This window comes from Microbulbifer okhotskensis (genome assembly GCF_023895975.1).
GTDB lineage: Bacteria > Pseudomonadota > Gammaproteobacteria > Pseudomonadales > Cellvibrionaceae > Microbulbifer > Microbulbifer okhotskensis.
In genome coordinates this window covers 1-20,147 of record NZ_JALBWM010000014.1, presented here as the reverse complement: position 1 = coordinate 20,147, position 20,147 = coordinate 1, and the positions used below count along the sequence as shown (strand labels likewise).

The window sequence follows — 20,147 nt, the reverse complement described above, 5'->3', positions numbered from 1 at the left end:
TTTAATTATACTGATCCCTCATAAGTATTTCTTATGCTAGACCTCAAACAGCTTCAAGCCTTTGCCTTTGTCGTGGAGGAGCGCAGTTTTGATAAAGCTGCCGCCCTATTGCATGTCAGCCAGTCGGCGATTTCCCAGCGGATTAAAGCCCTGGAAAGCCAGGTCGGCCAAGCCCTGCTAATCAGGTCCACCCCCTTGAGGCCCACCGAAGCAGGCTTGAAGGTGTTGGGCTACTACCAGCAAATGCACCTTCTGCAGCAAGAGCTTCTTACCGATATCGACCCCGAAGGTGGCAAAACCCTTTACAGTAATCAGAACAAAGTTCGTATTGCCCTCAACTCAGACAGTCTGGATACCTGGTTCCTGGAAGCCATCACTCCGTTGATTCGCTCTCATCAATTACTCGTGGACCTCAAGGTGGACGACCAGGATGCTACTCACGAATTGCTAAAAAATGGGGAAGTTATCGGTTGTATCAGCTCGACGACCAGTAACTTACAGGGGTGTCAGTCAGTTCTTCTCGGTCATATGGCCTACTACCCGGTTTGCACTCAGTCATTTAAAGATAAGTTCTTCTCGGAGCCTATTCATCTTGATGAATTTCGCTATGCTCCAGCAGTTGAATTCAACTACAAAGACCAGCTACAAAGCCGTTACCTGAAACAGTTCTGGGGGGTAGAGACCGGCCAGTATCCTTCTCATGAAATCCCCTCGTCAAAGAGTTTCCTCAGCTTCCTGACATTGGGATTGGGGTGGGGCATGGCGCCGGACATTCAGGTGGCCAGCTTACTTAAAAGCGGTAGGTTGATTAAGCTTGCCGAAGACCAGCACTTAAAGATCCCTCTCTATTGGCACGTATGGAATTTAAAATCCAAGCTGATCAAAGAAATCACCCTGAATCTTACCGCTCAAGCTAAAAAATCCCTGCATCAACTTGAGTAAAAAATAAATGAGGTGATGCAGGAACTAATGCTTGTGCCCTTGCCATAAAGCACATTGATCCAATGCCATATTGTCCAATTTGATATCTCTTAAAGTCGATATGGCTTGCCGATAAATTGATTGATTAACATTATTTATAACCTTGTAATCATTCAATTTTTTTCGTGCCTGGCGATAAACTTCCTCGGCCACACCAGACATCAGGAAATTGGTAATCACATTACCAAACTGTAAGCGATATAGAGAAAAACTATTGTCGAGCTGCTCTCTCTCCAGCAAACCGGAAGGTCTAGAGACAATATTCCTGGCCCTGAAATTAGGCGGCACTTCTATTCTACAAATAGACTCCAATCTATTTTTATCAGCAACCTTATAACTGCACCCAGATCGATACTCCTGCTTTAGCCTTTCAATAGTTTTCCCAAAATCCGGGTCTGACTGGCCGTAGACAACCCTGTTAACTCCGAGAAACACCATCATACCTGCGCACATCATGCAAGGTTCCAGAGTGGTGTAAATGGTTGTTCCTGTCAGGGAGTTAGTTTCCTCACCACGACATTTAGCAAACAGGCATTGTTGCATCAACCGCAATTCTGCATGTTGGGTTTTATCCCGGCACATGCCAATCGAATTCAGTTGAACACCTATAATTTTGTCCGATTTTTCATCGAAAAGAACCGCTCCAATATTGTAACCTCGCTTTTTTTTTTCACCGGGGACCACCCAATTTTTCATCACAAGTGAATAGGCCAGAAGCATTAATATTTCATCTTGTTCACGCTCTTCTGAAGCACTAAGATCGCTGTAGGCACAAGGTGTAATAATCAGAAATACTGCAATTATCAGTAGTCGATACATAGCTCCGGCTCGATAAAATCAAGTTTCTAGTTTATAACCAGCGCCTAATCTCCCCTACCAGCATATTCATCCGAGCAGGAAGGTTCCTGTGTCGCCGGGTAATTAAGTAGAGCGTTTCGTTAACGGGGTTTTCCAGTCTATGCGCGCTAATTAGTTTAGGATGGTGAAAGGCCCGAACCGCATGCGCCGGTAACACCGTAAACCCCAGCCCCATACTCACTGGTTCGAGAATTAAACTGATCTGATTAGAAAACCCCCTCTGCGCAAACATACTTACATTCAGGAACTGCGAGTAATTGGCGCCGAGTAACAGACTGGCATGATGATGCCCATCGGGATGACCGATATACCCCAAAGTTAGTAGCTCCTGCCAATCTGGAGCATTATTCATAAAGGGTGTGACCAGCAAGAGCTCTTCACTAGCCATTGGTCGGCTGTTGACCTCCGGCAAAGATGAGGGCCGGGTCATCAAGCCGATGTCAGCATTGTATTCCACCATATATCGCTCCACATCGGAGTTGGGTGCAAAACGATAATCTATCGCCAGACCCGGATGCCGCTTTTGTAGTGCCAATAACTTGGGATAGATTTTAAGCCCAACGCTTCCGGGAGACATAAGCCGAACATTTCCCTCATAGGTGGGATCGGCTGCCACCTTTTCGGCTAAGTCCGACAAAGCCTGGACAATTTCCTGCGCTTCTTTATACAGACAGCCTCCGGCATCAGTCAGCGTAAATTGCTTCCCCTGCCTATCCAGTAAAGCAACTCCAAGGTATTCCTCCAGCTTCCGCACCTGCTGGCTTACCCCGGACTGGGTCATATGGAGTCTATCTGCCGTCCGCGTGAAGTGCCCCTCCTCCACAAGTACGCAAAAGCTACGCAACCAAACCGGATTTATCATTACGATACATACTCAATAATATTTCAAATGATAATTATACGTAATTAAAAATACCCTGTAACGTTGGCGCTAATTCAAATCAAGGAGACTCCAATGAGCAATGTATACCCCAGGACTTTCTCACATATTGGTATTTCGGTGCCAAAACTGGAAAAAGCCGTGAAATTTTATACCGAGGTATTGGGCTGGTACTTGATTATGAAACCCACGGAAATTGAAGAAGACAAAAGTGCCATTGGCGAAATGTGTACTGATGTTTTTGGGCCCGACTGGAGCAGCTTTCGCATTGCCCACCTATCCACAGGCGATCGTATCGGCATAGAGTTGTTTGAATTTAACAACCAGGAAAACCCAGAGAACAATTTTGAATACTGGAAAACGGGAATTTTTCACTTTTGTGTGCAAGACCCCAACTTGGAGGAACTGGCCGATAGAATTGTTGCCGCTGGTGGTAAAAAACGCATGCCAAAGCCCCGCTACTACTACCCGGGAGAAAAACCCTACCGCATGATTTATATGGAAGATCCATTTGGCAATATTCTGGAGCTGTACAGCCACAGTTATGAGCTGATCTACAGCGCGGGTGCTTACTAACAGCCAGCCAAAAATTAACTGAATACTGACGTTTCTTCAGTGTTCAGGGTGAAAATATGAAGGGGAAATACTATTCCTTCACCGATTTAATCACTTTGCGTAACGTTAGTCTTGACATCAATAGTGCCAGCACGCCGCAGGCTGCTATTACAGCAGCCAGTGGTTGGGGAGTACCATTAAACACTAAACTGGTGATGACGATAGCTACAGCCCCCATGGATAGCTGTATCGCACCACCAAGCGATGAAGCCGTTCCCGCTATGGAACCATGCTGTTCCAGAGAAAGAATTAAAGTGGTTGGAAGAACCAATCCCAGACAGCCATAAGTCATCAGCAACATCACTACCAGCAATGCAAAGTGATCAAATCCGGCCGTGATCACGCCAAACATAATCAATGAACTCACCATAAACCCTCTTATCGCCCATTTGAGAATTACTGGTATCCCAAAGCGACTGCCAAAATTTGCCGCAAACTGACTCGACAGGAAGAAGCTCAGGGCATTCAGTGCAAACGCCATACTGAATTGCACAGGACTTAATCCATAGTAATCGATATACAAAAATGAAGCCGTAGCCAGGAAAGCAAAGAAACTGGCAAACCCAAATCCACCAATACATACCAGCCCCATGTAGACAGGATCACGCAGTAAAGTCGAAAATGCATTGAACATCACCTCGGCCTTAAAGGGTATCCGGTCCTCAGGTTTTAATGTCTCAGGTAAACTGGTAATTGCCAGCAGTAAACCCAAAAAAGTTGCGACTGATATCCCGACAAATACACTTCGCCACCCAAACGGTATTAATAAAAGACTACCAATTAATGGAGCGAGCATCGGAGAAATCGCGAGGACCAACATCACAGTGGTTAAAAGACGGGTAGCTTGAGTACCCGTATAGGAATCTCTAATAACCGCACGGGGAATAGACATCACTGATGCAGCGCCAACCCCCTGTAATAACCTGAAAAATATCAACCATTCAATACTCTTCGCGAGAGCACAACAAAGCGAAGCCAGTGTAAAAAGAGATAAGCCAAAATACAGAGGCCGCTTGCGACCAAACATATCTGAAGCGGGGCCATAGAAAATTTGGCAGGCTCAAAAAGCAATAAAATAAGCCATTAAAGTGTACTGTGCGGCTTTGCTTGAGGTTCCCAAAGCATTTGCCATCGCAGGCAATGCCGGCAGATACATATCTATCGCCATAGGACCCACAGAGCTGAGCAGCCCTAAGATCAATGCCATTTTGATAAAATCAGATTTCATCCACTGCCCTGATATTGTCCTGCCGTTCCTAGTGATTTAACCCGCTTATTTTCACACTCACCAAATGTTTTTATTGATAAGACTGCTAACAAAAGTCGCTCCAAATGATATTCAAGAATGACTTGCTAGCTCGTCACCCAATGTATTTTCAAATATCCCGGACTCTTGAGTCGAACCTTAATCTTGACAGGGTAGTATGCAGAAATTGACTGTCGAAAAGTCAGACTGCTTCGGAACCTAAAAGTACTGTAGAGGGCGGCATCCTAAAGCAGTTGATCATCGCCCACACAGAGGGAGAGCAGGCATGATTCCCTGCCCACAAAGTAGATCCCTTCAAGCTTCTGCCAAAAATGGAGCCATATCCTATTCACAAGCTTGGAAAAACCCTGTCATTTTAGCATTGATAACGTTCCTAACCGCACCACGGTTTAGCGCCGGTATCATGTCGGTTACTGCCGAACCCAAGCGCGCACGCAAGCCCCCCCTACCCCGTGGTAAACCCCGGCAGCATCTGCCGCTGCGCTCTCGAACCCCAATCACTTCGCGTCCACGGCGCCTGGCACCTTATGTTGCCAATACGCCCTGCTGGATTATCACCCTTCAACCTCGGAGCAACAGCGTAGATCACCTGGTCAGTGCCGCCAAAATGCAGCGTTTACATGTCAGCACGATCATAGGTGTCGATGGTCGTGCTGGTAGACCGCACCTGGTTGACGGTGAATTTATTGATAACGAGACAAGCCGATGGCGACATTTATGTGAGCTTAAAAACTCGGAAATCGGTTGCTACCTCGCTCACCTGCGCGCTATTCGCAGGGCATACCGCTCCGGTTTGGACAGGGTCTGTATTCTTGAAGACGATGTGCAGCTAGAGCCCTCTTTCGGTCGGGTCCTGGCGGAACTGGAGCGCTTACCAGAAGATATCGAAATGATTCGACTGATGGGACTAAAGGTAAGGAAGCGCAAGATCATTCAACCACTGAACGATGGCGTTCACCGGCTGGTTCGGCCTGAGCGTGGTTGGTGCGGGGCCCAAGGTTACCTGATCAACCGGGCCGGTATGGAGAAGGTTCTGAACTATGCTAACCGCATCTTCGAGCCCATTGATAAGGTATTTGACCATTTCTGGCAGTTTGACTTAAAGCTCTACGGTATTGAACCGCACCTGCTTTGGGAAAGTGAACACACGTCGAGCATTATCAAGTCCAATATCCACCGGGCCAATGTACCTCGCTGGCTATATTGGTTGCACCCATTCGGAAAATTATGGCGCAGTGTTGAGAGACACCTCTATCTGAAACGCCACGCGAGAGAATTTTACCCCGCACAAAAACCCATCTATAGCATCGGTCGAACTGCGAGAATAAAACGCTAGTTTAAATATCCCAGTACCGCTGCATCTTCAAAAACATAAATGATGCAGTCCAGGTGATCATCACCAACCCTGTCAAGGCCTCAAGTCCCGCTGTAAATCGCAAATGTCCCTGGGGTTCGATATCGCCAAATCCGAGTGAGGTATAGGTGGTAAAAGAGAAGTAAGCACAGTCGATTAAACTGCCATCAAAATTCCCAACCAAAGTGCCAAAATACGGCGAATTCACCATAAAGTAATAGCTGTATGCAAACAGCCAAATTTCCGCGACATGGGCGACCAAAGCACCAAACACCCCCATGACAATGGCCAGGTTGCGCTTCAGGGGCAGCCAGTGTCCTATTCGAGCAAGGGCGCTGAGAGCCTCATGGTGAATCAGAACCACCGTCGCAACGACAATGGAATTCACCATGAAAGCAAAGACCATTTCAGCGTCGATCATGAAAGAACTCACGTACCAATTGGCTGGCTTCTTCCGCCATCACTCCCGATTCTACGGTAATTTTATGGTTGAAGAAGCTGGCCTGAGTCAACGCCAGCTGGCTCTCAACGACTCCAGCCCTGGGCTCAGTGGCACCATATACCAGACGCCCTACCCTCGCATGTACCAGGGCGCCAAAACACATTGTGCAGGGTTCAATCGTGACAAACAGTGTGGTGTTGGGCAGGCGATAATTCTGTTGCTTGTCCGCAGCCTGACGCAGGGCAACAATCTCCGCATGGGCACTGGGGTCGCAGTTGCCAATAGGCCGATTACTACCCTCACCAATCACCTTGCCGTCCTGCACCAAGACAGCGCCAACCGGCACTTCTCCACGCTCTGCCGCGATTTGCGCAAGCTCAAGAGCCCGGCGCATAAATCCATAGTCTTTAGGAGTCGCCATAACGCTTTTCAATTACCTCTATCTGATCTTTGTCAAACACCCCAGCCGAGCGTACCGCCATTTACGATGCACTATTACTATTTGTGCTTGATAAATCGACGAATGACAAAGTCCGCTTCCAGCGTCAGGCTCGTCCGTTCCTCTAACTTTTGTCGCGCCTCACGATTGCCCTTCCAAGCAAAAGGCGTCATAGCAAGGAAATCGGAGATTGCCTGCTTACCCTTCAGCTCAAACTGGAAACAGGTACGCAAATCAACTTCCGGCGACAATTTTTCGATAATTTTCGGAGCCGTATGTTTACGCGGTTCTCTATATAGGTGCTGCTTGAGCGTCCATAAATGATCGGGCCCTGGTGAAACATCCACCAGGTGCCCCCCGGTTTTAATCACGCGCTCCATTTCATGGTCGGGGGCGGGGGCAAAGATTTTAAGTAAGTTATCCACAGAACCCGCGGCAATTGGCAGGTTGACATTACTGGCAACCACAAACTGAGCACCGCTGTCCCGTTTGGCAGCCATACGCACGCCAGACTTGGAGATATCAATGCCGGAAAGCGCATGCCCGTGCCAACCGGCGGACTCGAGCTCTCGCAAGTAATAGCCTTCACCACAGCCTATATCCAACAACCGGCGGCCAGGTTTATAGGGCAATAACGCAGCAATGCTATCCACCAATGGGCGGTAATATCCAGCATGGAGAAAACGCCGCCGCGCGTGCAGCATCTCTGAAGAATCGCCGGGATCTTTGCGACGTTTGCGATAAACGGGCAATAGATTAACGTACCCCTCCCGCGCGCAGTCAAAATTGTGTCGATTAGTACAGTGCCATGTATCTTTTCCCAATGTTAAAGGGGCAGCACAAAGCGGGCATTGCCAGATCATTCAACTTCCTGAGTGTGTCTATTCTCTTTTACAAACGAGCGCGGAGATCGCTGCAAAATCAAATCTGCCGCCTTCTCCGCAATAGCGATCACAGGCGCATTGGTATTGCCACTGATCAAGGTCGGCATTATGGAGGCGTCCACAACCCGCAGTCCATCTACACCGTGTACTTTTAGTTCATTATCCACCACCGCCAAGTCGTCATTGCCCATTCGACAAGTACCTACAGGGTGATAGATAGACTCAGCATGTTGGCGAATATAGTGGATGATCGAGTCTCTATCAGTCAACTTCTGCTCTGGCAGCCAGTGCCTTTTCTGATAGCGACTGAGTTCCTCCTGGGCAAGGATATCCCTCGCCATCTCGTAAGCTTCCACCAGTACTTCCAGATCCTCAGGCTCACTCAAATAGTTGGGCTCAATCCTCGGCAGTACCCGTGGATCAGTGGAGTCCAGGGTAATCTCACCGCGACTTTTAGGGCGAAGAGCGCAGGCGTGCAGGGAGTAACCGTAGCCTGGGCGTTTCTCAAACCCGTGCTGGAAGATCGGTGACGCCGTCATATGAAATTGAATATCCGGATTGCCCCCCGCCAGACTCGAACTAGCAAATCCTCCGGCCTCGGCCACATTGCTGCTCAAAGGCCCCCGGTTTAAAAAAATCAATTCAGGCAAGCGCAGTGCAGTTAACGCCTTCGGCCAAAGGGACTCTGAAAAGCTGACAGCTGCCGAAGCCTTCACAACCTGAATAATATCCAGGTGATCCTGCAGGTTCTTACCGACACCGGGCAGGTGATTTTGCGGCATCAGACCCATGTTGCGTAGCGCCCCTTCATGCCCGACGCCGGAGAGTAAAAGCAAATGCGGAGACTGGATAGCACCCGCAGACAGTATCACTTCCTTATTGGCCAGGATTTTTGTGCCATTGAGTAACTCAACACCCGTTGCCTTTTCCCCCCGGAATATCACGCGGGCAACCTGGCTATTAGTGCGCACAAAGAGATTGGGGCGATTGGCCACCGGGTGCAAATAGGCTGCAGCCGCAGAACATCGGCGCCCTCGTCGCTGGGTTACCTGATAAAAGCCCACCCCATTTTGCTGGCTGCCATTAAAATCACTATTCAGCCGATGTCCCGACGCTTGGGCGGCGCGCACAAACGCCTGCCCCGATTTAGTTTTCCACTTAAGGTCCGATACGGACAAGGGGCCGTATCCACTGTGATAGGCATCGGTGCCCCGCTCATTGCCCTCGGCCAATAAAAAGTAAGGCAGTAAGTCCTGCCAGCCCCACCCCGGATTGCCAGCAGACTCCCAAGCATCGTAATCATCGCTATTGCCTCGGATATAAACCATCGCATTGATAGCGCTACTACCGCCAAGGGTTCTACCACGCGGCCAAAACAGCCGCCTTTCATTCAAGTGCCGTTGCGGCGCAGTATATTGGTGAAGGTTATAACCGGTCCCTGGTAGCAACTGGCCAATCCCTAAGGGAATGCTAATCAACGGACTTCTGTCCCTGGGCCCCGCCTCCAGGAGACAAACCCTGTGCTGTTCATCAGCACTGAGTCGATTGGCCAATACACAACCGGCAGAGCCGGCACCTACGATCACATAATCAAAAATCATTTGAGTGGACATGGGACCTCAGCACCTTTGTAGCTGGATGTCACCTGACGGTACACTCACATAGAAAATAATGACAGACTGAAGGCCATCCAAACATGCCTAATTCCGAATTTAGCGATGATCAGGTTCTCAGTAGCTGGCATAAGAATGCACAAGCATGGACCCAGGTAGTTGATAACGGCGCCATTCCTAGCCGCAAGTTAATCACCGATGCCGCCATAGTCGCCACAGTGCTGGAATACAATCCGGCAAGTGTGTTGGACATCGGTTGCGGTGAAGGATGGTTGAGCAGGAAACTCGCCGGGCAAGGTATTCAGGTTTGTGGCATTGATGGCATTGCGCCACTGGTAAAAACAGCCAGCGAACGCGCCGGGATCAATGAGTCATATCGACAGTTTGAATACCAAGAGATTTGTGCCAAAAATCTGGCACAGAAGTTCGAAGTTATCGTATGTAACTTCTCACTGATTGGTAGAGAGTCGGTTGAACAGATATTTAAAAATGCCGGCGAGATTCTTCACCCCAATGGTTATTTGATTGTTCAAACCTTGCATCCCTACCAATCTTGTGGTGACGCGGATTATCTCGATGGCTGGAGACGCGGTTCCTGGGAGGGTATCGCGGGTGACTTTCACGACGCTGCGCCCTGGTACTTTCGAACGTTGGCAAGCTGGCTGCAGTTATTTGCCGACAACGGATTTGTGCTAGCGGCACTTCGTGAACCCAAAGCCGCCTCTTTGCCTCACCCCTCGTCACTAATCCTCTGCGGAAAAATCAACGCTGATACCGACTAGCGCAAATTGGCACTCAATCCTGGCGGCTAAGCCTTGGCACTGTCGAATGATGTTCCAACCGTGGGAATATAAGACAGTTTTTTCATCAAATATGACGTTCAAATATCAAAACGATAATAAAAAAACATTGGCGGCCCCCTGCTCACGGACTCGACCACTTAGACAAAAATGAAAAAGTACCCATTTCATGCGGCCTCCAGTAAAAGGACAGGATTTTCTGGACTGTCCAGTGAGTGAAGTTGCAAGAGCCGCCTAATTTATCTGACAAAATACTTTGTTACGGGTGACCCATAATAAATTCAACGACCGCATGCGGCCAACGAAATGAGAAGTTAACACCCAGGGGTAAAAAGAATGCCACTCTGCAGTTTCCGATACAGCGCTAATCTCTTTGTACCAAGGGCTTTTGGCCTATTCCTGCTGCCCGCCTGCTGTATCTGTACTGCCGAGGATTTGTTTATTCCGGACTCCCATCAAACTTTGAACATGGAGTCCGATAGTTTGCTCTTTTCCGATACCGCATTTGCTATGGATAACGCCGCTCTAATCCAATCTGCAGAGTACCTGCGCACCAACAACATGAGCAATGTACAAAGGCGTCTTAACTACCAGTGGCTGCAAATGCATACCAACCCAGATAAATTCAAGCCCACCACGGGCGGCAAGGCGCTCTCCAAAATCCTGAGAATGGGCCTGGAAACCTATAAGGCGCAGAACTCCCGCGCTTCGCGCAGCGGCCTGCTGCGCTATACCACTAGCGAGGGTAAAATCGGCAACTCAGTCGACTACGGTGTGTCTCTCTCCAATGACAAGTTTAAGTTCTCATTTGAAGTCGAATTTTGAGTCCGTCGCACTCCCCCTCCTTCCGCGCTAACAGGTTTGTTAGAATCTCCGCCAATTGAAACCGGCGGAGACAACCGTGAGCACTTTAAACACCCCCAAATCTTTCACTGAACTCCCGATTGCCGGGGTAGGCCCGCGCCTGGCGGCACTGGTTTATGACCTGCTGATATTGATGGGCCTGATGGTGATCTATGGCTTTATCGCCATGATGGTTGCTTCAACGGTAGTCGGTCTTAACTGCCAACCGGAAACCATGGACTACAACCCTTGTGTGGGCGGCCCCATCTTTCAACTCGGGGCTCTGGTGGTAATCACGGGATATTACTTTTGGTCTTGGCGCGCGGCTGGCCAAACGGTAGGAATGCGCGCCTGGCGGTTGTTGCTGGCCAGTCCGAATGGTATGCAGCTGACTTGGCGCCAATGTATTCTGCGCGCCATTGTCGCGCCACTCTCCATTGCCTGCCTGGGCCTGGGCTATTTCTCTGCCTGGGCCAGATCCGATAAGGCCACTTGGCATGACCTTATCTCAGAATCTCAGGTACGCGTACTTCCGAAAAAGACAAAGCAGTGAAGCTCTACTGCCCAACGGCCCCTTGAAAAAGAATCTCCGGGTTTGCGGCTGATGTCCTCAAACCCTCTACGACAAACCAAGTGGGCACCTGCTTGGTTTGTCGCCGGACAGCCCTGTAGGCCAGCACACTGTCGGCTGCCGGCTAGATTGCCAACAACCTGCTAACGAGCTCTCCTCAGCAAATACCAGCCGGCGCCAAAACACAGCAGTATCGGCATTAGAACCGCAAGGAAGGGCGGAAAGCCGAATACCAGGGAGGAAGGCCCCAACATATCCTGAATAAACTGGAACACCAGACCAACTACCAAACCGATAAATACACGCAGTCCGGTGGTGACCTCCCTCAGGGGTCCAAAAATGAAGGAAATAGCTACCATCACCAGACTGGCAATGGTGAGCGGTTGCAATACTTTTTTCCAAAACTGCAGCCAATAGCGGCTGGAGTCCTCGCCTTTGCGATCCAGAAAGTTGCCGTAAGCCCATAAGTTACGCGGCGAGAGGTCTGCAGGCAGTGGCACCACCAGGGCAAATAGCTCCGGTGAAATTTCCGCCTTCCACTCGCTCGCCGGCACCAACTCACTGCCGGTGTGCTCAGCAGTAAAAGTGGTAATGCGGCTGTTCTCCAGCTCCCAACGCTCACCGTCAAAGTGGCCTCGCTCAGAGAACTCCACCCGCTCAAGCTCTCGATCAGCACCAAAGTGATAGCGGGTTACGCCGTATAGATCGCCATCCGGTAAGGCCGCATTGAAATGGACAAACTCACCGCTGTCCTTCAGCCAGAGCCCACTCTCAAGTCCACTGGCTTCCAATTCTCCAAGCGCGCGGGCCTTATCACTTTCCGCAATCACATTGGTTTTGGGAATAACAAACTCAGCCAGGGCCAAGCCCAGTAGAATCAATAACAGTATCGGCTTCATTACTGCCCAGGTAATTCGCCCTATGGATATCCCAGCGGCCCGCATTACCGTGAGTTCGCTGGTGCCAGCCAGCGTACCCAGGCCCACTAAACAGCCCACTAGCGCTGAGAAACCCAATTGCTCATAGATACGCGCTGGCAAGGTCCAGGCTACGTATTTGAGCGCATCGACAAAGCCGTAACCCTTCTTCAATTCTCCCAGCTGGTCGACCAATGCAAAGACAACCGTCAAACCTAGAATAATCAGCAGAGCTCCACCGACAGCAACGACCACAGTGCGAGCAATATATAGATCGAGCTTATTCATCTGGCGACTCCTTCACGCCCTCAGGCAACCGCTTGGGCGGCGCTCTGCGCCAGCTTCTCCCGGCCAATAGCAGTAAACCGAGAAGTAAGAAAGGAGGATGTACCAGCCAGATCATCGCTGGATTGGCGATCTTGCCATCCTCAATAGCGCCCCGAACCCCCTGTAAGATCACCAGGTAAGTGATATACAACAGTATCGCCGGAATCATTTTTGCAAACCGACCCTGGCGGGGATTGGTACGAGACAGGGGTACGGCCAAGACCGCAACCACCAGTACTAAAATAGGAAGGCTCAGGCGCCAGTACAGGTAAGCTTTTTGCTGAGGGTTCTCACCATTTAAAAGGTCCAGGGTAGACGCCGACTCCATTTGGTCCCGCAAGCGATTGCGTTCTCTGGGCACCTCCAGAATCACCGCGTAGCTGGAGAACTTCATCTGGCGATAGTCCCGCTGCCCCGGAACGCCCTCGTATCGAAAGCCATCGCGCAATACCAGGTAGCGCAGACCAGTTTCAGGGTCAATTTCCTGCACCCCTTCCCGCGCACGAATTACCACTTGCTGACCCGCCTCAGTATCTCCCTCGCCCCCCCCCAACTCAGCCAGGAACACCCCCAGCATGGTGGACTTATCCTCGCTGAGTCCCTCCGCGTAATAAACGGCGCGGCCCGCCTCAGTGGATATAAATTTCTTTGGCACTAGGTGATCAAACTCGCCGCGGGCTTTTTCAGAATTCAGCAAGCTAGTCGAGCGCTCCATACCCGCAGGAGAGAAATACAAACTCATAGAAGCGACCAACAGAGCCAGCATAAATGCCGGTATCAGGGTATACATCAGCAGACGCCAATCACTGAAGCCACAGGCGTGCAGGACTGTCATTTCGCTTTCTATATAGAGGCGCCCATAGGCGAGTAGAATTCCAACGAACAAGCCCAGCGGTAAAACCAGTTCCAGGAACCCCGGTAGACGGTAGCCCATCAGGGAAAAGAGGATATTAGCCGAGATATCACCTGCAGCAGCTTCCGCCAGGTATTTAACGAATCGGCCGCTCATCACAATTAACAGCAAAACTGCGCTGACTGCCAGCGTGGCAAGCAGCAGCTCGCGGCAGAGATAGCGAAAAATAATCACAGGGCGAACAAATTCCTTGGTGACAACGGTGTGATGGAGTCTGAACCAAAAATGGGCAAGTTTCCCACCGGGTACAGCAATCCATAGATAGGCGGGTTAAACTTGTGCGAAGCATTATCACTAAAAATTCTTGCTATGTCTCGGCCCAGAGACATGCAATCTTTTGTCAGATTTTAAGGAAAGCGAAAAATGCAGTTCTCCGCCAAGGTCGCAGATATCAGTAAACAACGCAGTGCTTGCTCCATTATTTCAGTAGATGCCAAGAACGGCCTCAACGGAAGTGGCAAGAGCCTGGATGAATCAACCGGGGGAATGATTGCAAAAATTCTCAAGCGGGGAGACCTGGGAGCCAAGCCCGGCAGCACCCAACTGATCAATCTTATGGATGCTCCCAGTGAGCGAGTACTCCTGGTGCGCACTGGCAAGGGTCTTCCCAGCCAGGCAGAGTTCCGCAAGCTGGCCCTAGCCAGCGCCAACGCAGTCAAAAACTTTAAAGAAGCGGTGAGCTACCTGTGTGAAGTCGATGTCGACGAAGCTGACAGTGGCTGGAAAGCACAGCAAGTTACCCTAGCTGCCGGCCTGGCCAGTTACCGCTTTACCCACTGCCGCACCGATGCCAAGCCACTGCCTCTGGCAAAATTCACCGTTCACGCTCAGGACCGCAAGCAACTGAAGAGCATCCAGCGCGGCATGGAAGTAGGCGCAGCACAAGCGCTGGGCAGTAATGTCGCCCGAGACCTGGGAGATCTGCCCGGCAATATCTGTACCCCCAACTACCTGGTAGCCCAAGCCAAAACCCTGGCAAAAAAGCATCCCAAACTGACGACCAGCGTACTGGACGAGAAGAAAATGCAGTCCCTGGGAATGGGCGCATTTCTCAGCGTGTCCAAAGGCAGCGATCAACCACCAGCACTGATTGCCATGAATTACAAAGGCGGAAAGGCCGGCGAAAAGCCCGTGGTGTTAGTCGGTAAAGGGATTACCTTTGACAGTGGCGGTATCAGCATCAAGCCCGGCCTCTCCATGGACGAAATGAAATACGACATGGGCGGTGCAGCCTGCGTATTTGGTGTCATGAATGCCCTGGTAGAACTGCAACCATCTATTAATGTTGTCGGCCTGGTCGCCGCTGCAGAGAATATGCCCAGTGGCCGCGCCAGTAAGCCCGGTGATGTCGTTTCTTCTATGTCTGGCAAGACCATTGAAATTTTGAATACCGATGCTGAAGGCCGCTTGGTTCTCTGCGATACCATCACCTACGCAGCCAAGTTCAAACCCAGCGCCGTGATTGATATTGCCACCCTCACCGGAGCCTGTGTTATCGCCCTCGGCCACCACGCCACCGGCCTCTATGCCAATAACGATGAGCTGGCCAAAGGTCTTCTCCAGGCCGGAGAAACCACCGGTGACCGCGCCTGGCAGATGCCGCTGTGGGATGAGTACCAATCTTCCCTCGACTCCAACTTTGCCGACATCCAGAATATTGGCGGGCGCGAAGCCGGCTCTGTCACCGCCGCCTGCTTCCTGGCGCGATTTGCCAAAGACTACAACTGGGCACATATGGATATTGCCGGTAGTGCCTGGAAGTCCGGTGCCCAGAAAGGCGCGACCGGCCGCCCGGTTCCGCTACTGGTTGAATATCTACTGGGCAAATAAGTAGCCAAAGCGCACAATAGCCGGCGCCCGCACTTGCGGGCCGGGCAAGCCGAGCGGTCCACTTTGTGGGCCGCTTTTGTCTACAGGCGGCACAACCGCATGGCCAGAAATATTTGACCCGTATTGATAATGACTCGAATTGATTTCTATATCCTTTCCTCCGAACAGCCGGAGCACGCCGATATTTTCGCCTGCCGCCTGACAGAAAAGGCCTACCGTGCGGGTATGCGGGTATTAATTGCCGTAGACAATCCTGAGCGGGCCAAAGCATTGGACCAGCTTTTGTGGACATTTCGCGAGGACAGCTTCCTGCCCCATGCACCGCAAGCCGAGCTGCAACAGGCCGCCGTGGAGATCAATAGCGGCGAAGATCCCGCAGATCATCATGGGCTTCTGATCAACCTCTGCAGTAAAGTGCCCAAGTGGTTCAGCCGTTTTGAACGCCTTGCAGAAATCGTTATCCAACAACCGGAACCGCTAAAACGCTCACGATTGCGATTTGGTCACTTTCGCGACCGCGGATATCCGTTACAATCCCATAAGATTACCCAGAGTATGTAACCACTCCCAAGAGTCATGTCCGGCAGAAAAAACAAACACAAGCATCGCGGACAACAGCGCAAGCAGCCCAGCGAATTACTCGACGACCTCAATTCACTGCATGAATTGCTCATCACTGACGAAGACGATGAGATTCCTGTGCTCAATCAGGTTGCTAGCCAGGGCGAGCCCGAAGAGCCGCCAATAAGTCCCACAGCTGAGCCAAGTACAGCGCCGACATCCGACACAACGGAAGATACGCAGGCACTCGAGGATGAAGTCGACCTGCCAATCCTATTCTCACCGGTTGAGGAGGAAATGCTGGCACAGCAGTCTATGTCGCTGGCGGAATCTGACCTGGCCCTACTACGCCCGCTGCAGGAGCTGGCAGTTGAGAGTGATGAGCCAGCCGATACCTACGATACTGAGCAAACCCAGGCAGCCCCCAAAAGTGAACAATCCGAAGTGCCCGCCAATAGCCCTCAAGCATCAAAATCTGAACCCCTTCCGGCTACTGCAAACCTGCCCACAACTGCAGACAGAGCAGAACCCGAGGCACGAGTAGAAAATCCTTTCCTGCCGGATCATATCCGCTCCCGGCTTACCGGTGGGCGCCTCCCCAAAAGGCAAAGTGCCGAAACGCTCAGCCGTTCTCACGCAACTTCCGAAGCCATAGAAAAGACAACCGCTTCGAACACGCGCACCAAGGCACTGGTAATGGCGCAGGCCATGGCAGAAAAAGACGGTTCATCCGCAGAGGCAGAGCCCTCCGTCAAGGAGCGTCAACGTCACGATTTGATTGAGCAATTGGTCGCTCAGCAACTTCCAGACCTGGAACGCCAACTGCGCGCCCAGATTGAGAAGGTCGTAGATGAGCTCGGTGTTTGGGATTAATCGACACTAACCGAAAATGCCGCCTTTTGCCCACCAGACCCCAGCGGTATAATTCCCCACCTTTTCCGCGCAGCCAGAGCAAGTGCCAGACTATCCTGAGCCAAAATGCCGCGCACGCAGTCAGTTAAACACAAGGTTTCCCGCCCGCATGGACAAAACATACCAGCCCAACGCCATCGAACAGCAGTGGTACAAAACCTGGGAGGAGAACGGCTACTTCAAGCCTTCCGGGGATAAAGAAGCCAAGTCCTACTCCATTATGATCCCGCCGCCGAACGTCACCGGCAGCCTGCATATGGGCCACGGTTTCCAGGAGTCCATTATGGACGCCCTGATTCGCTACCACCGCATGCAGGGCGACAACACCCTCTGGCAAGTGGGCACCGACCATGCCGGTATCGCCACCCAGATGGTGGTAGAGCGCCTGCTGGGCGCCGAAGGCGTATCCCGCCACGACCTGGGCCGCGACAAGTTTATTGAGAAGGTCTGGGAGTGGAAGGAAGAGTCCGGCGGCACCATCACCCGCCAGCTGCGACGCCTGGGCGCCAGCCCCGACTGGTCCCGCGAACGCTTCACCATGGACGACGGCTTCTATAAAGCGGTGCAGGAAGTCTTTGTCAAACTGTATGAAGACGGCCTGATTTATCGCGGCAAGCGCCTGGTGAACTGGGACCCGAAATTCCACACCGCCATCTCTGATCTGGAAGTATTAAACGAAGAGAAGCAGGGACACCTGTGGCACTTCCGCTACCCGCTCTCCGACGGCTCCGGCCACTTAGTAGTCGCTACTACCCGCCCGGAAACCATGCTCGGCGACACCGCCGTCGCCGTACACCCGGAAGACGAGCGCTACCAGCACCTGATTGGCAAGACCATCAAGTTGCCCCTGGCAGACCGCGAAATCCCGATTATTGCCGACGAATACGTTGATCGTGAATTCGGCACCGGCTGTGTAAAAATCACCCCGGCCCACGACTTCAACGACTACGAAATGGGCCAGCGCCACAATCTTGAGATGATCAACATCCTCGATGCCGACGCCCACCTGAACGACGCCGTCCCGGAAAAATACCGGGGCATGGAGCGCTTTGCCGCGCGCACCCAAGTTGTCGATGACCTGGACGCTCTCGGCCTGCTGGAAAAAGTGGAACCCCACACCCTCAAGGTGCCCCATGGCGACCGCTCCGGTGCCGTGATCGAGCCCTGGCTCACCGATCAGTGGTACGTAAAAACCCAGCCGCTGGCCGATGAGGCTATCGCCGCTGTTGAAGATGGCAGCGTCGAGTTCGTACCGAAAAACTACGAAAACATGTACTTCTCCTGGATGCGCGATATCCAGGACTGGTGTATTTCCCGCCAGCTGTGGTGGGGCCACCGCATCCCCGCCTGGTACGACAACGAAGGCAAAGTCTACGTGGGCCGCAGCGAAGAAGAAGTGCGCGAGAAGCACAACCTGGGCGCCGACATCAGCCTGCGCCAGGACGACGACGTACTCGACACCTGGTTCTCCTCCGGCCTGTGGACCTTCGGCACCCTGGGCTGGCCCGAAGATACCGAAGCGCTGAAAGCCTTCCACCCCAGCTCCGTACTGGTCACCGGCTTCGATATTATTTTCTTCTGGGTTGCACGCATGATGATGCTGACCCTCTACTTCAAGAAGGAAGTGCCCTTCAGCACCGTGTACGTACACGGCTTGGTGCGCGATAACCACGGCCAGAAGATGTCCAAATCCAAGGGCAACGTAATCGATCCTATCGACCTCATCGACGGTATCGACCTGGAACCCCTGGTAGAGAAGCGCACCTCAGGCCTGATGCAACCGCACCTGCGCGAGAAGATCGAAAAGCAAACCCGCAAGGACTTCCCCGAAGGCTTCTCTGCTTTTGGCACCGACGCCCTGCGCTACACCTACTACTCCCTCGCCTCCACCGGCCGCGACATCAAGTTTGACGTGGGCCGTATCGAAGGCTTCCGCAATTTCTGTAACAAGATCTGGAATGCCTCCCGTTACGTACTGCAAAACTGCGAAGAGCACGATTGTGGACAGGACGGCAGCACGGATTTTGAACTGACCATCGCCGACCGCTGGATTATTTCCCAGCTGCAGCGCACCGAGATCACCGTGCGCGAAGCCATGGACACCTACCGCTTCGACCTCGCCTCCCAGGCCCTGTACGACTTCATCTGGAGCGAATACTGCAGCTGGTACCTGGAACTGTCCAAGCCGGTACTGTGGGACGACAACGCCTCCGACGCAGTCAAGAAAGGCACTCGCCGTACCCTGATCCGCGTGCTGGAAACCATTTTGCGCCTGGCGCACCCACTGATGCCGTTTATCACCGAAGAAATCTGGCAGCGTGTAAAAACCCTCGCCGGGGCCGAGGGTGACACCATTATGCTGCAACAGTACCCAGAGGCCGATAACAGCAAGATCGACGAGGAAGCCGAAGCGGCTATTGCCTGGTTGAAGCAAGTAACTGATGGCATCCGTAATATTCGCGGTGAAATGAAGATCGCAGAGAAAAAGAACATTCCTCTCTTCTTCAAAAATGGCTCTCCTAGAGATCAAGAACTACTAGAGCAATCCCGTAACCTTCTGACCAAATTGGCAAACCTTGAGGAGATCACCTGGCTGGAAAGCGGCGAATCCGCACCCGCTTCCGCTACCGCCCTGGTAGGTGAACTAGAACTGCTAGTACCCATGGCCGGCCTGATCGACGTTAAAGCCGAAAGCGCGCGTCTGCAAAAAGAGATTGATAAGCTATCTAAAGAACTCGCACGAGTTGAAGGCAAACTCAACAATCCCAAGTTTGTAGACAAAGCCCCCGAAGCCGTTGTTGCCAAGGAAAAGGACAAGCTCGCAGAAATGAAAGGTGCCCAAGAGCGTTTGCAACAGCAACTTGAGGAAATCAGCAACCTTTAATGGTTCTGGTAATCTGCTCCGATAAAGAGCGGATCTGAGTTTAAAAAAAGGGGGCCCGGCCCCCTTTTTTTGATATAAATCAAGCAACCCCCCCTTGCCCTAGTGTCTTTCGATTTTCTATCAATTTCAGAACCCGAGTATGTGCGCAATGTACCTGCATCGCTTATGGGTTTGTCAGCTCCAAAATCAGTATTACCTAAGTCAACACTTCGGACAGTTTCATGCAGCTATAGCCCCATAGTCACTGTACCGCTCG

Annotated in this window: 20 protein-coding genes; 10 read left to right on the top strand and 10 right to left on the bottom strand. The window is 51.6% G+C overall.

Features of this window, described 5'->3' with window-relative positions; all coding sequences use genetic code 11:
• Positions 1-33: 33 nt before the first annotated feature.
• Positions 34-942, top strand: a complete 909-nt coding sequence (locus tag MO867_RS05275; RefSeq protein WP_252465195.1) for a LysR family transcriptional regulator ArgP — start codon at positions 34-36, stop codon at positions 940-942.
• 24 nt (positions 943-966) lie between these two features.
• On the opposite strand, the gene MO867_RS05270 is transcribed toward MO867_RS05275, so the two are convergent.
• On the bottom strand, positions 967-1,800 hold the full coding sequence (locus tag MO867_RS05270; RefSeq protein ID WP_252465194.1) for a nucleoside deaminase: 834 nt from the start codon (positions 1,798-1,800) through the stop codon (positions 967-969).
• Between the two features lie 31 nt (positions 1,801-1,831).
• The gene (locus tag MO867_RS05265) at positions 1,832-2,701 is read right to left on the bottom strand and encodes a LysR family transcriptional regulator (RefSeq protein ID WP_252465193.1); all 870 of its coding nucleotides are present in this window, start codon (positions 2,699-2,701) and stop codon (positions 1,832-1,834) included.
• A 93-nt stretch (positions 2,702-2,794) separates the two neighbouring features.
• Here MO867_RS05265 and MO867_RS05260 point away from each other — a divergent pair, with 93 nt between their 5' ends.
• A complete protein-coding gene (locus MO867_RS05260; protein ID WP_252465192.1) occupies positions 2,795-3,295 on the top strand; it encodes a lactoylglutathione lyase family protein in 501 nt (166 codons plus the stop codon).
• A 70-nt stretch (positions 3,296-3,365) separates the two neighbouring features.
• Here the strand turns inward: MO867_RS05260 and MO867_RS05255 are convergent, their stop codons facing one another.
• Both MO867_RS05255 and MO867_RS05250 read right to left on the bottom strand, forming a co-directional pair.
• Complete coding sequence (locus MO867_RS05255) at positions 3,366-4,385, bottom strand: multidrug effflux MFS transporter (protein ID WP_309143295.1); 1,020 nt, start codon at positions 4,383-4,385, stop codon at positions 3,366-3,368.
• A 9-nt stretch (positions 4,386-4,394) separates the two neighbouring features.
• Entirely contained in the window at positions 4,395-4,562 is a 168-nt protein-coding gene (locus MO867_RS05250) for a hypothetical protein (RefSeq protein WP_252465190.1), read from the bottom strand.
• 442 nt (positions 4,563-5,004) lie between these two features.
• Between MO867_RS05250 and MO867_RS05245 the strand changes: the two genes are divergently transcribed.
• Complete coding sequence (locus MO867_RS05245; protein ID WP_252465189.1) at positions 5,005-5,937, top strand: glycosyltransferase family 25 protein; 933 nt, start codon at positions 5,005-5,007, stop codon at positions 5,935-5,937.
• A gap of 1 nt (position 5,938) precedes the next feature.
• Here MO867_RS05245 and MO867_RS05240 read toward each other — a convergent pair whose 3' ends face one another.
• From MO867_RS05240 to MO867_RS05225, 4 genes are all read right to left on the bottom strand, one after another.
• Positions 5,939-6,376 (bottom strand): potassium channel family protein, encoded by a 438-nt coding sequence (locus MO867_RS05240; protein WP_252465188.1) that lies wholly within the window; start codon positions 6,374-6,376, stop codon positions 5,939-5,941.
• The gene (tadA, locus tag MO867_RS05235; protein WP_252465187.1) at positions 6,363-6,818 is read right to left on the bottom strand and encodes a tRNA adenosine(34) deaminase TadA; all 456 of its coding nucleotides are present in this window, start codon (positions 6,816-6,818) and stop codon (positions 6,363-6,365) included. The genes MO867_RS05240 and tadA overlap by 14 nt, the downstream gene beginning before the upstream one ends.
• A 77-nt stretch (positions 6,819-6,895) precedes the next feature.
• Entirely contained in the window at positions 6,896-7,699 is an 804-nt protein-coding gene (locus MO867_RS05230) for a putative RNA methyltransferase (RefSeq protein ID WP_252465186.1), read from the bottom strand.
• Positions 7,696-9,333, bottom strand: coding sequence for a GMC family oxidoreductase (locus MO867_RS05225; RefSeq protein WP_252465185.1), 1,638 nt, complete (start codon positions 9,331-9,333; stop codon positions 7,696-7,698). Before MO867_RS05225 ends, MO867_RS05230 begins: the two co-directional genes overlap by 4 nt.
• 83 nt (positions 9,334-9,416) lie before the next feature.
• Here MO867_RS05225 and MO867_RS05220 point away from each other — a divergent pair, with 83 nt between their 5' ends.
• The 3 genes from MO867_RS05220 (at position 9,417) to MO867_RS05210 (ending at position 11,529) form a co-directional block, all read left to right on the top strand.
• Positions 9,417-10,115, top strand: coding sequence for a class I SAM-dependent methyltransferase (locus MO867_RS05220; RefSeq protein WP_252465184.1), 699 nt, complete (start codon positions 9,417-9,419; stop codon positions 10,113-10,115).
• Between the two features lie 354 nt (positions 10,116-10,469).
• Positions 10,470-10,958, top strand: a complete 489-nt coding sequence (locus MO867_RS05215; protein WP_252465183.1) for a hypothetical protein — start codon at positions 10,470-10,472, stop codon at positions 10,956-10,958.
• A 76-nt stretch (positions 10,959-11,034) separates the two neighbouring features.
• On the top strand, positions 11,035-11,529 hold the full coding sequence (locus MO867_RS05210; RefSeq protein WP_252465182.1) for an RDD family protein: 495 nt from the start codon (positions 11,035-11,037) through the stop codon (positions 11,527-11,529).
• A 161-nt stretch (positions 11,530-11,690) separates the two neighbouring features.
• On the opposite strand, the gene lptG is transcribed toward MO867_RS05210, so the two are convergent.
• Entirely contained in the window at positions 11,691-12,752 is a 1,062-nt protein-coding gene (gene lptG / locus MO867_RS05205) for an LPS export ABC transporter permease LptG (RefSeq protein WP_252465181.1), read from the bottom strand.
• On the bottom strand, positions 12,745-13,878 hold the full coding sequence (gene lptF, locus MO867_RS05200; RefSeq protein WP_252465180.1) for an LPS export ABC transporter permease LptF: 1,134 nt from the start codon (positions 13,876-13,878) through the stop codon (positions 12,745-12,747). The genes lptG and lptF overlap by 8 nt, the downstream gene beginning before the upstream one ends.
• A gap of 189 nt (positions 13,879-14,067) precedes the next feature.
• Here lptF and MO867_RS05195 point away from each other — a divergent pair, with 189 nt between their 5' ends.
• The 4 genes from MO867_RS05195 (at position 14,068) to MO867_RS05180 (ending at position 19,891) form a co-directional block, all read left to right on the top strand.
• On the top strand, positions 14,068-15,534 hold the full coding sequence (locus MO867_RS05195) for a leucyl aminopeptidase (protein WP_252465179.1): 1,467 nt from the start codon (positions 14,068-14,070) through the stop codon (positions 15,532-15,534).
• 129 nt (positions 15,535-15,663) lie between these two features.
• Positions 15,664-16,095: a DNA polymerase III subunit chi gene (locus tag MO867_RS05190; RefSeq protein ID WP_252465178.1), complete on the top strand. Its 432-nt coding sequence runs from the start codon at positions 15,664-15,666 to the stop codon at positions 16,093-16,095.
• A gap of 15 nt (positions 16,096-16,110) precedes the next feature.
• The gene (locus MO867_RS05185) at positions 16,111-16,968 is read left to right on the top strand and encodes a hypothetical protein (protein ID WP_252465177.1); all 858 of its coding nucleotides are present in this window, start codon (positions 16,111-16,113) and stop codon (positions 16,966-16,968) included.
• Positions 16,969-17,116: 148 nt separating this feature from the next.
• Positions 17,117-19,891, top strand: a complete 2,775-nt coding sequence (locus MO867_RS05180) for a valine--tRNA ligase (RefSeq protein ID WP_252465176.1) — start codon at positions 17,117-17,119, stop codon at positions 19,889-19,891.
• The last annotated feature ends 256 nt before the right edge of the window (positions 19,892-20,147 follow it).

Coding starts and splice junctions, on each gene's coding strand:
- lptG (WP_252465181.1), bottom strand. CDS start 12,752: ATGAATAAGCTCGATCTATATATTGCTCGCACTGTGGTCGTTGCTGTC.
- MO867_RS05270 (WP_252465194.1), bottom strand. CDS start 1,800: ATGTATCGACTACTGATAATTGCAGTATTTCTGATTATTACACCTTGT.
- MO867_RS05240 (WP_252465188.1), bottom strand. CDS start 6,376: ATGATCGACGCTGAAATGGTCTTTGCTTTCATGGTGAATTCCATTGTC.
- MO867_RS05195 (WP_252465179.1), top strand. CDS start 14,068: ATGCAGTTCTCCGCCAAGGTCGCAGATATCAGTAAACAACGCAGTGCT.
- MO867_RS05245 (WP_252465189.1), top strand. CDS start 5,005: ATGTCGGTTACTGCCGAACCCAAGCGCGCACGCAAGCCCCCCCTACCC.
- MO867_RS05260 (WP_252465192.1), top strand. CDS start 2,795: ATGAGCAATGTATACCCCAGGACTTTCTCACATATTGGTATTTCGGTG.
- MO867_RS05185 (WP_252465177.1), top strand. CDS start 16,111: ATGTCCGGCAGAAAAAACAAACACAAGCATCGCGGACAACAGCGCAAG.
- MO867_RS05225 (WP_252465185.1), bottom strand. CDS start 9,333: ATGTCCACTCAAATGATTTTTGATTATGTGATCGTAGGTGCCGGCTCT.
- MO867_RS05230 (WP_252465186.1), bottom strand. CDS start 7,699: ATGATCTGGCAATGCCCGCTTTGTGCTGCCCCTTTAACATTGGGAAAA.
- MO867_RS05220 (WP_252465184.1), top strand. CDS start 9,417: ATGCCTAATTCCGAATTTAGCGATGATCAGGTTCTCAGTAGCTGGCAT.
- MO867_RS05250 (WP_252465190.1), bottom strand. CDS start 4,562: ATGAAATCTGATTTTATCAAAATGGCATTGATCTTAGGGCTGCTCAGC.
- MO867_RS05265 (WP_252465193.1), bottom strand. CDS start 2,701: ATGATAAATCCGGTTTGGTTGCGTAGCTTTTGCGTACTTGTGGAGGAG.
- MO867_RS05180 (WP_252465176.1), top strand. CDS start 17,117: ATGGACAAAACATACCAGCCCAACGCCATCGAACAGCAGTGGTACAAA.
- MO867_RS05275 (WP_252465195.1), top strand. CDS start 34: ATGCTAGACCTCAAACAGCTTCAAGCCTTTGCCTTTGTCGTGGAGGAG.
- tadA (WP_252465187.1), bottom strand. CDS start 6,818: ATGGCGACTCCTAAAGACTATGGATTTATGCGCCGGGCTCTTGAGCTT.
- MO867_RS05215 (WP_252465183.1), top strand. CDS start 10,470: ATGCCACTCTGCAGTTTCCGATACAGCGCTAATCTCTTTGTACCAAGG.
- MO867_RS05190 (WP_252465178.1), top strand. CDS start 15,664: ATGACTCGAATTGATTTCTATATCCTTTCCTCCGAACAGCCGGAGCAC.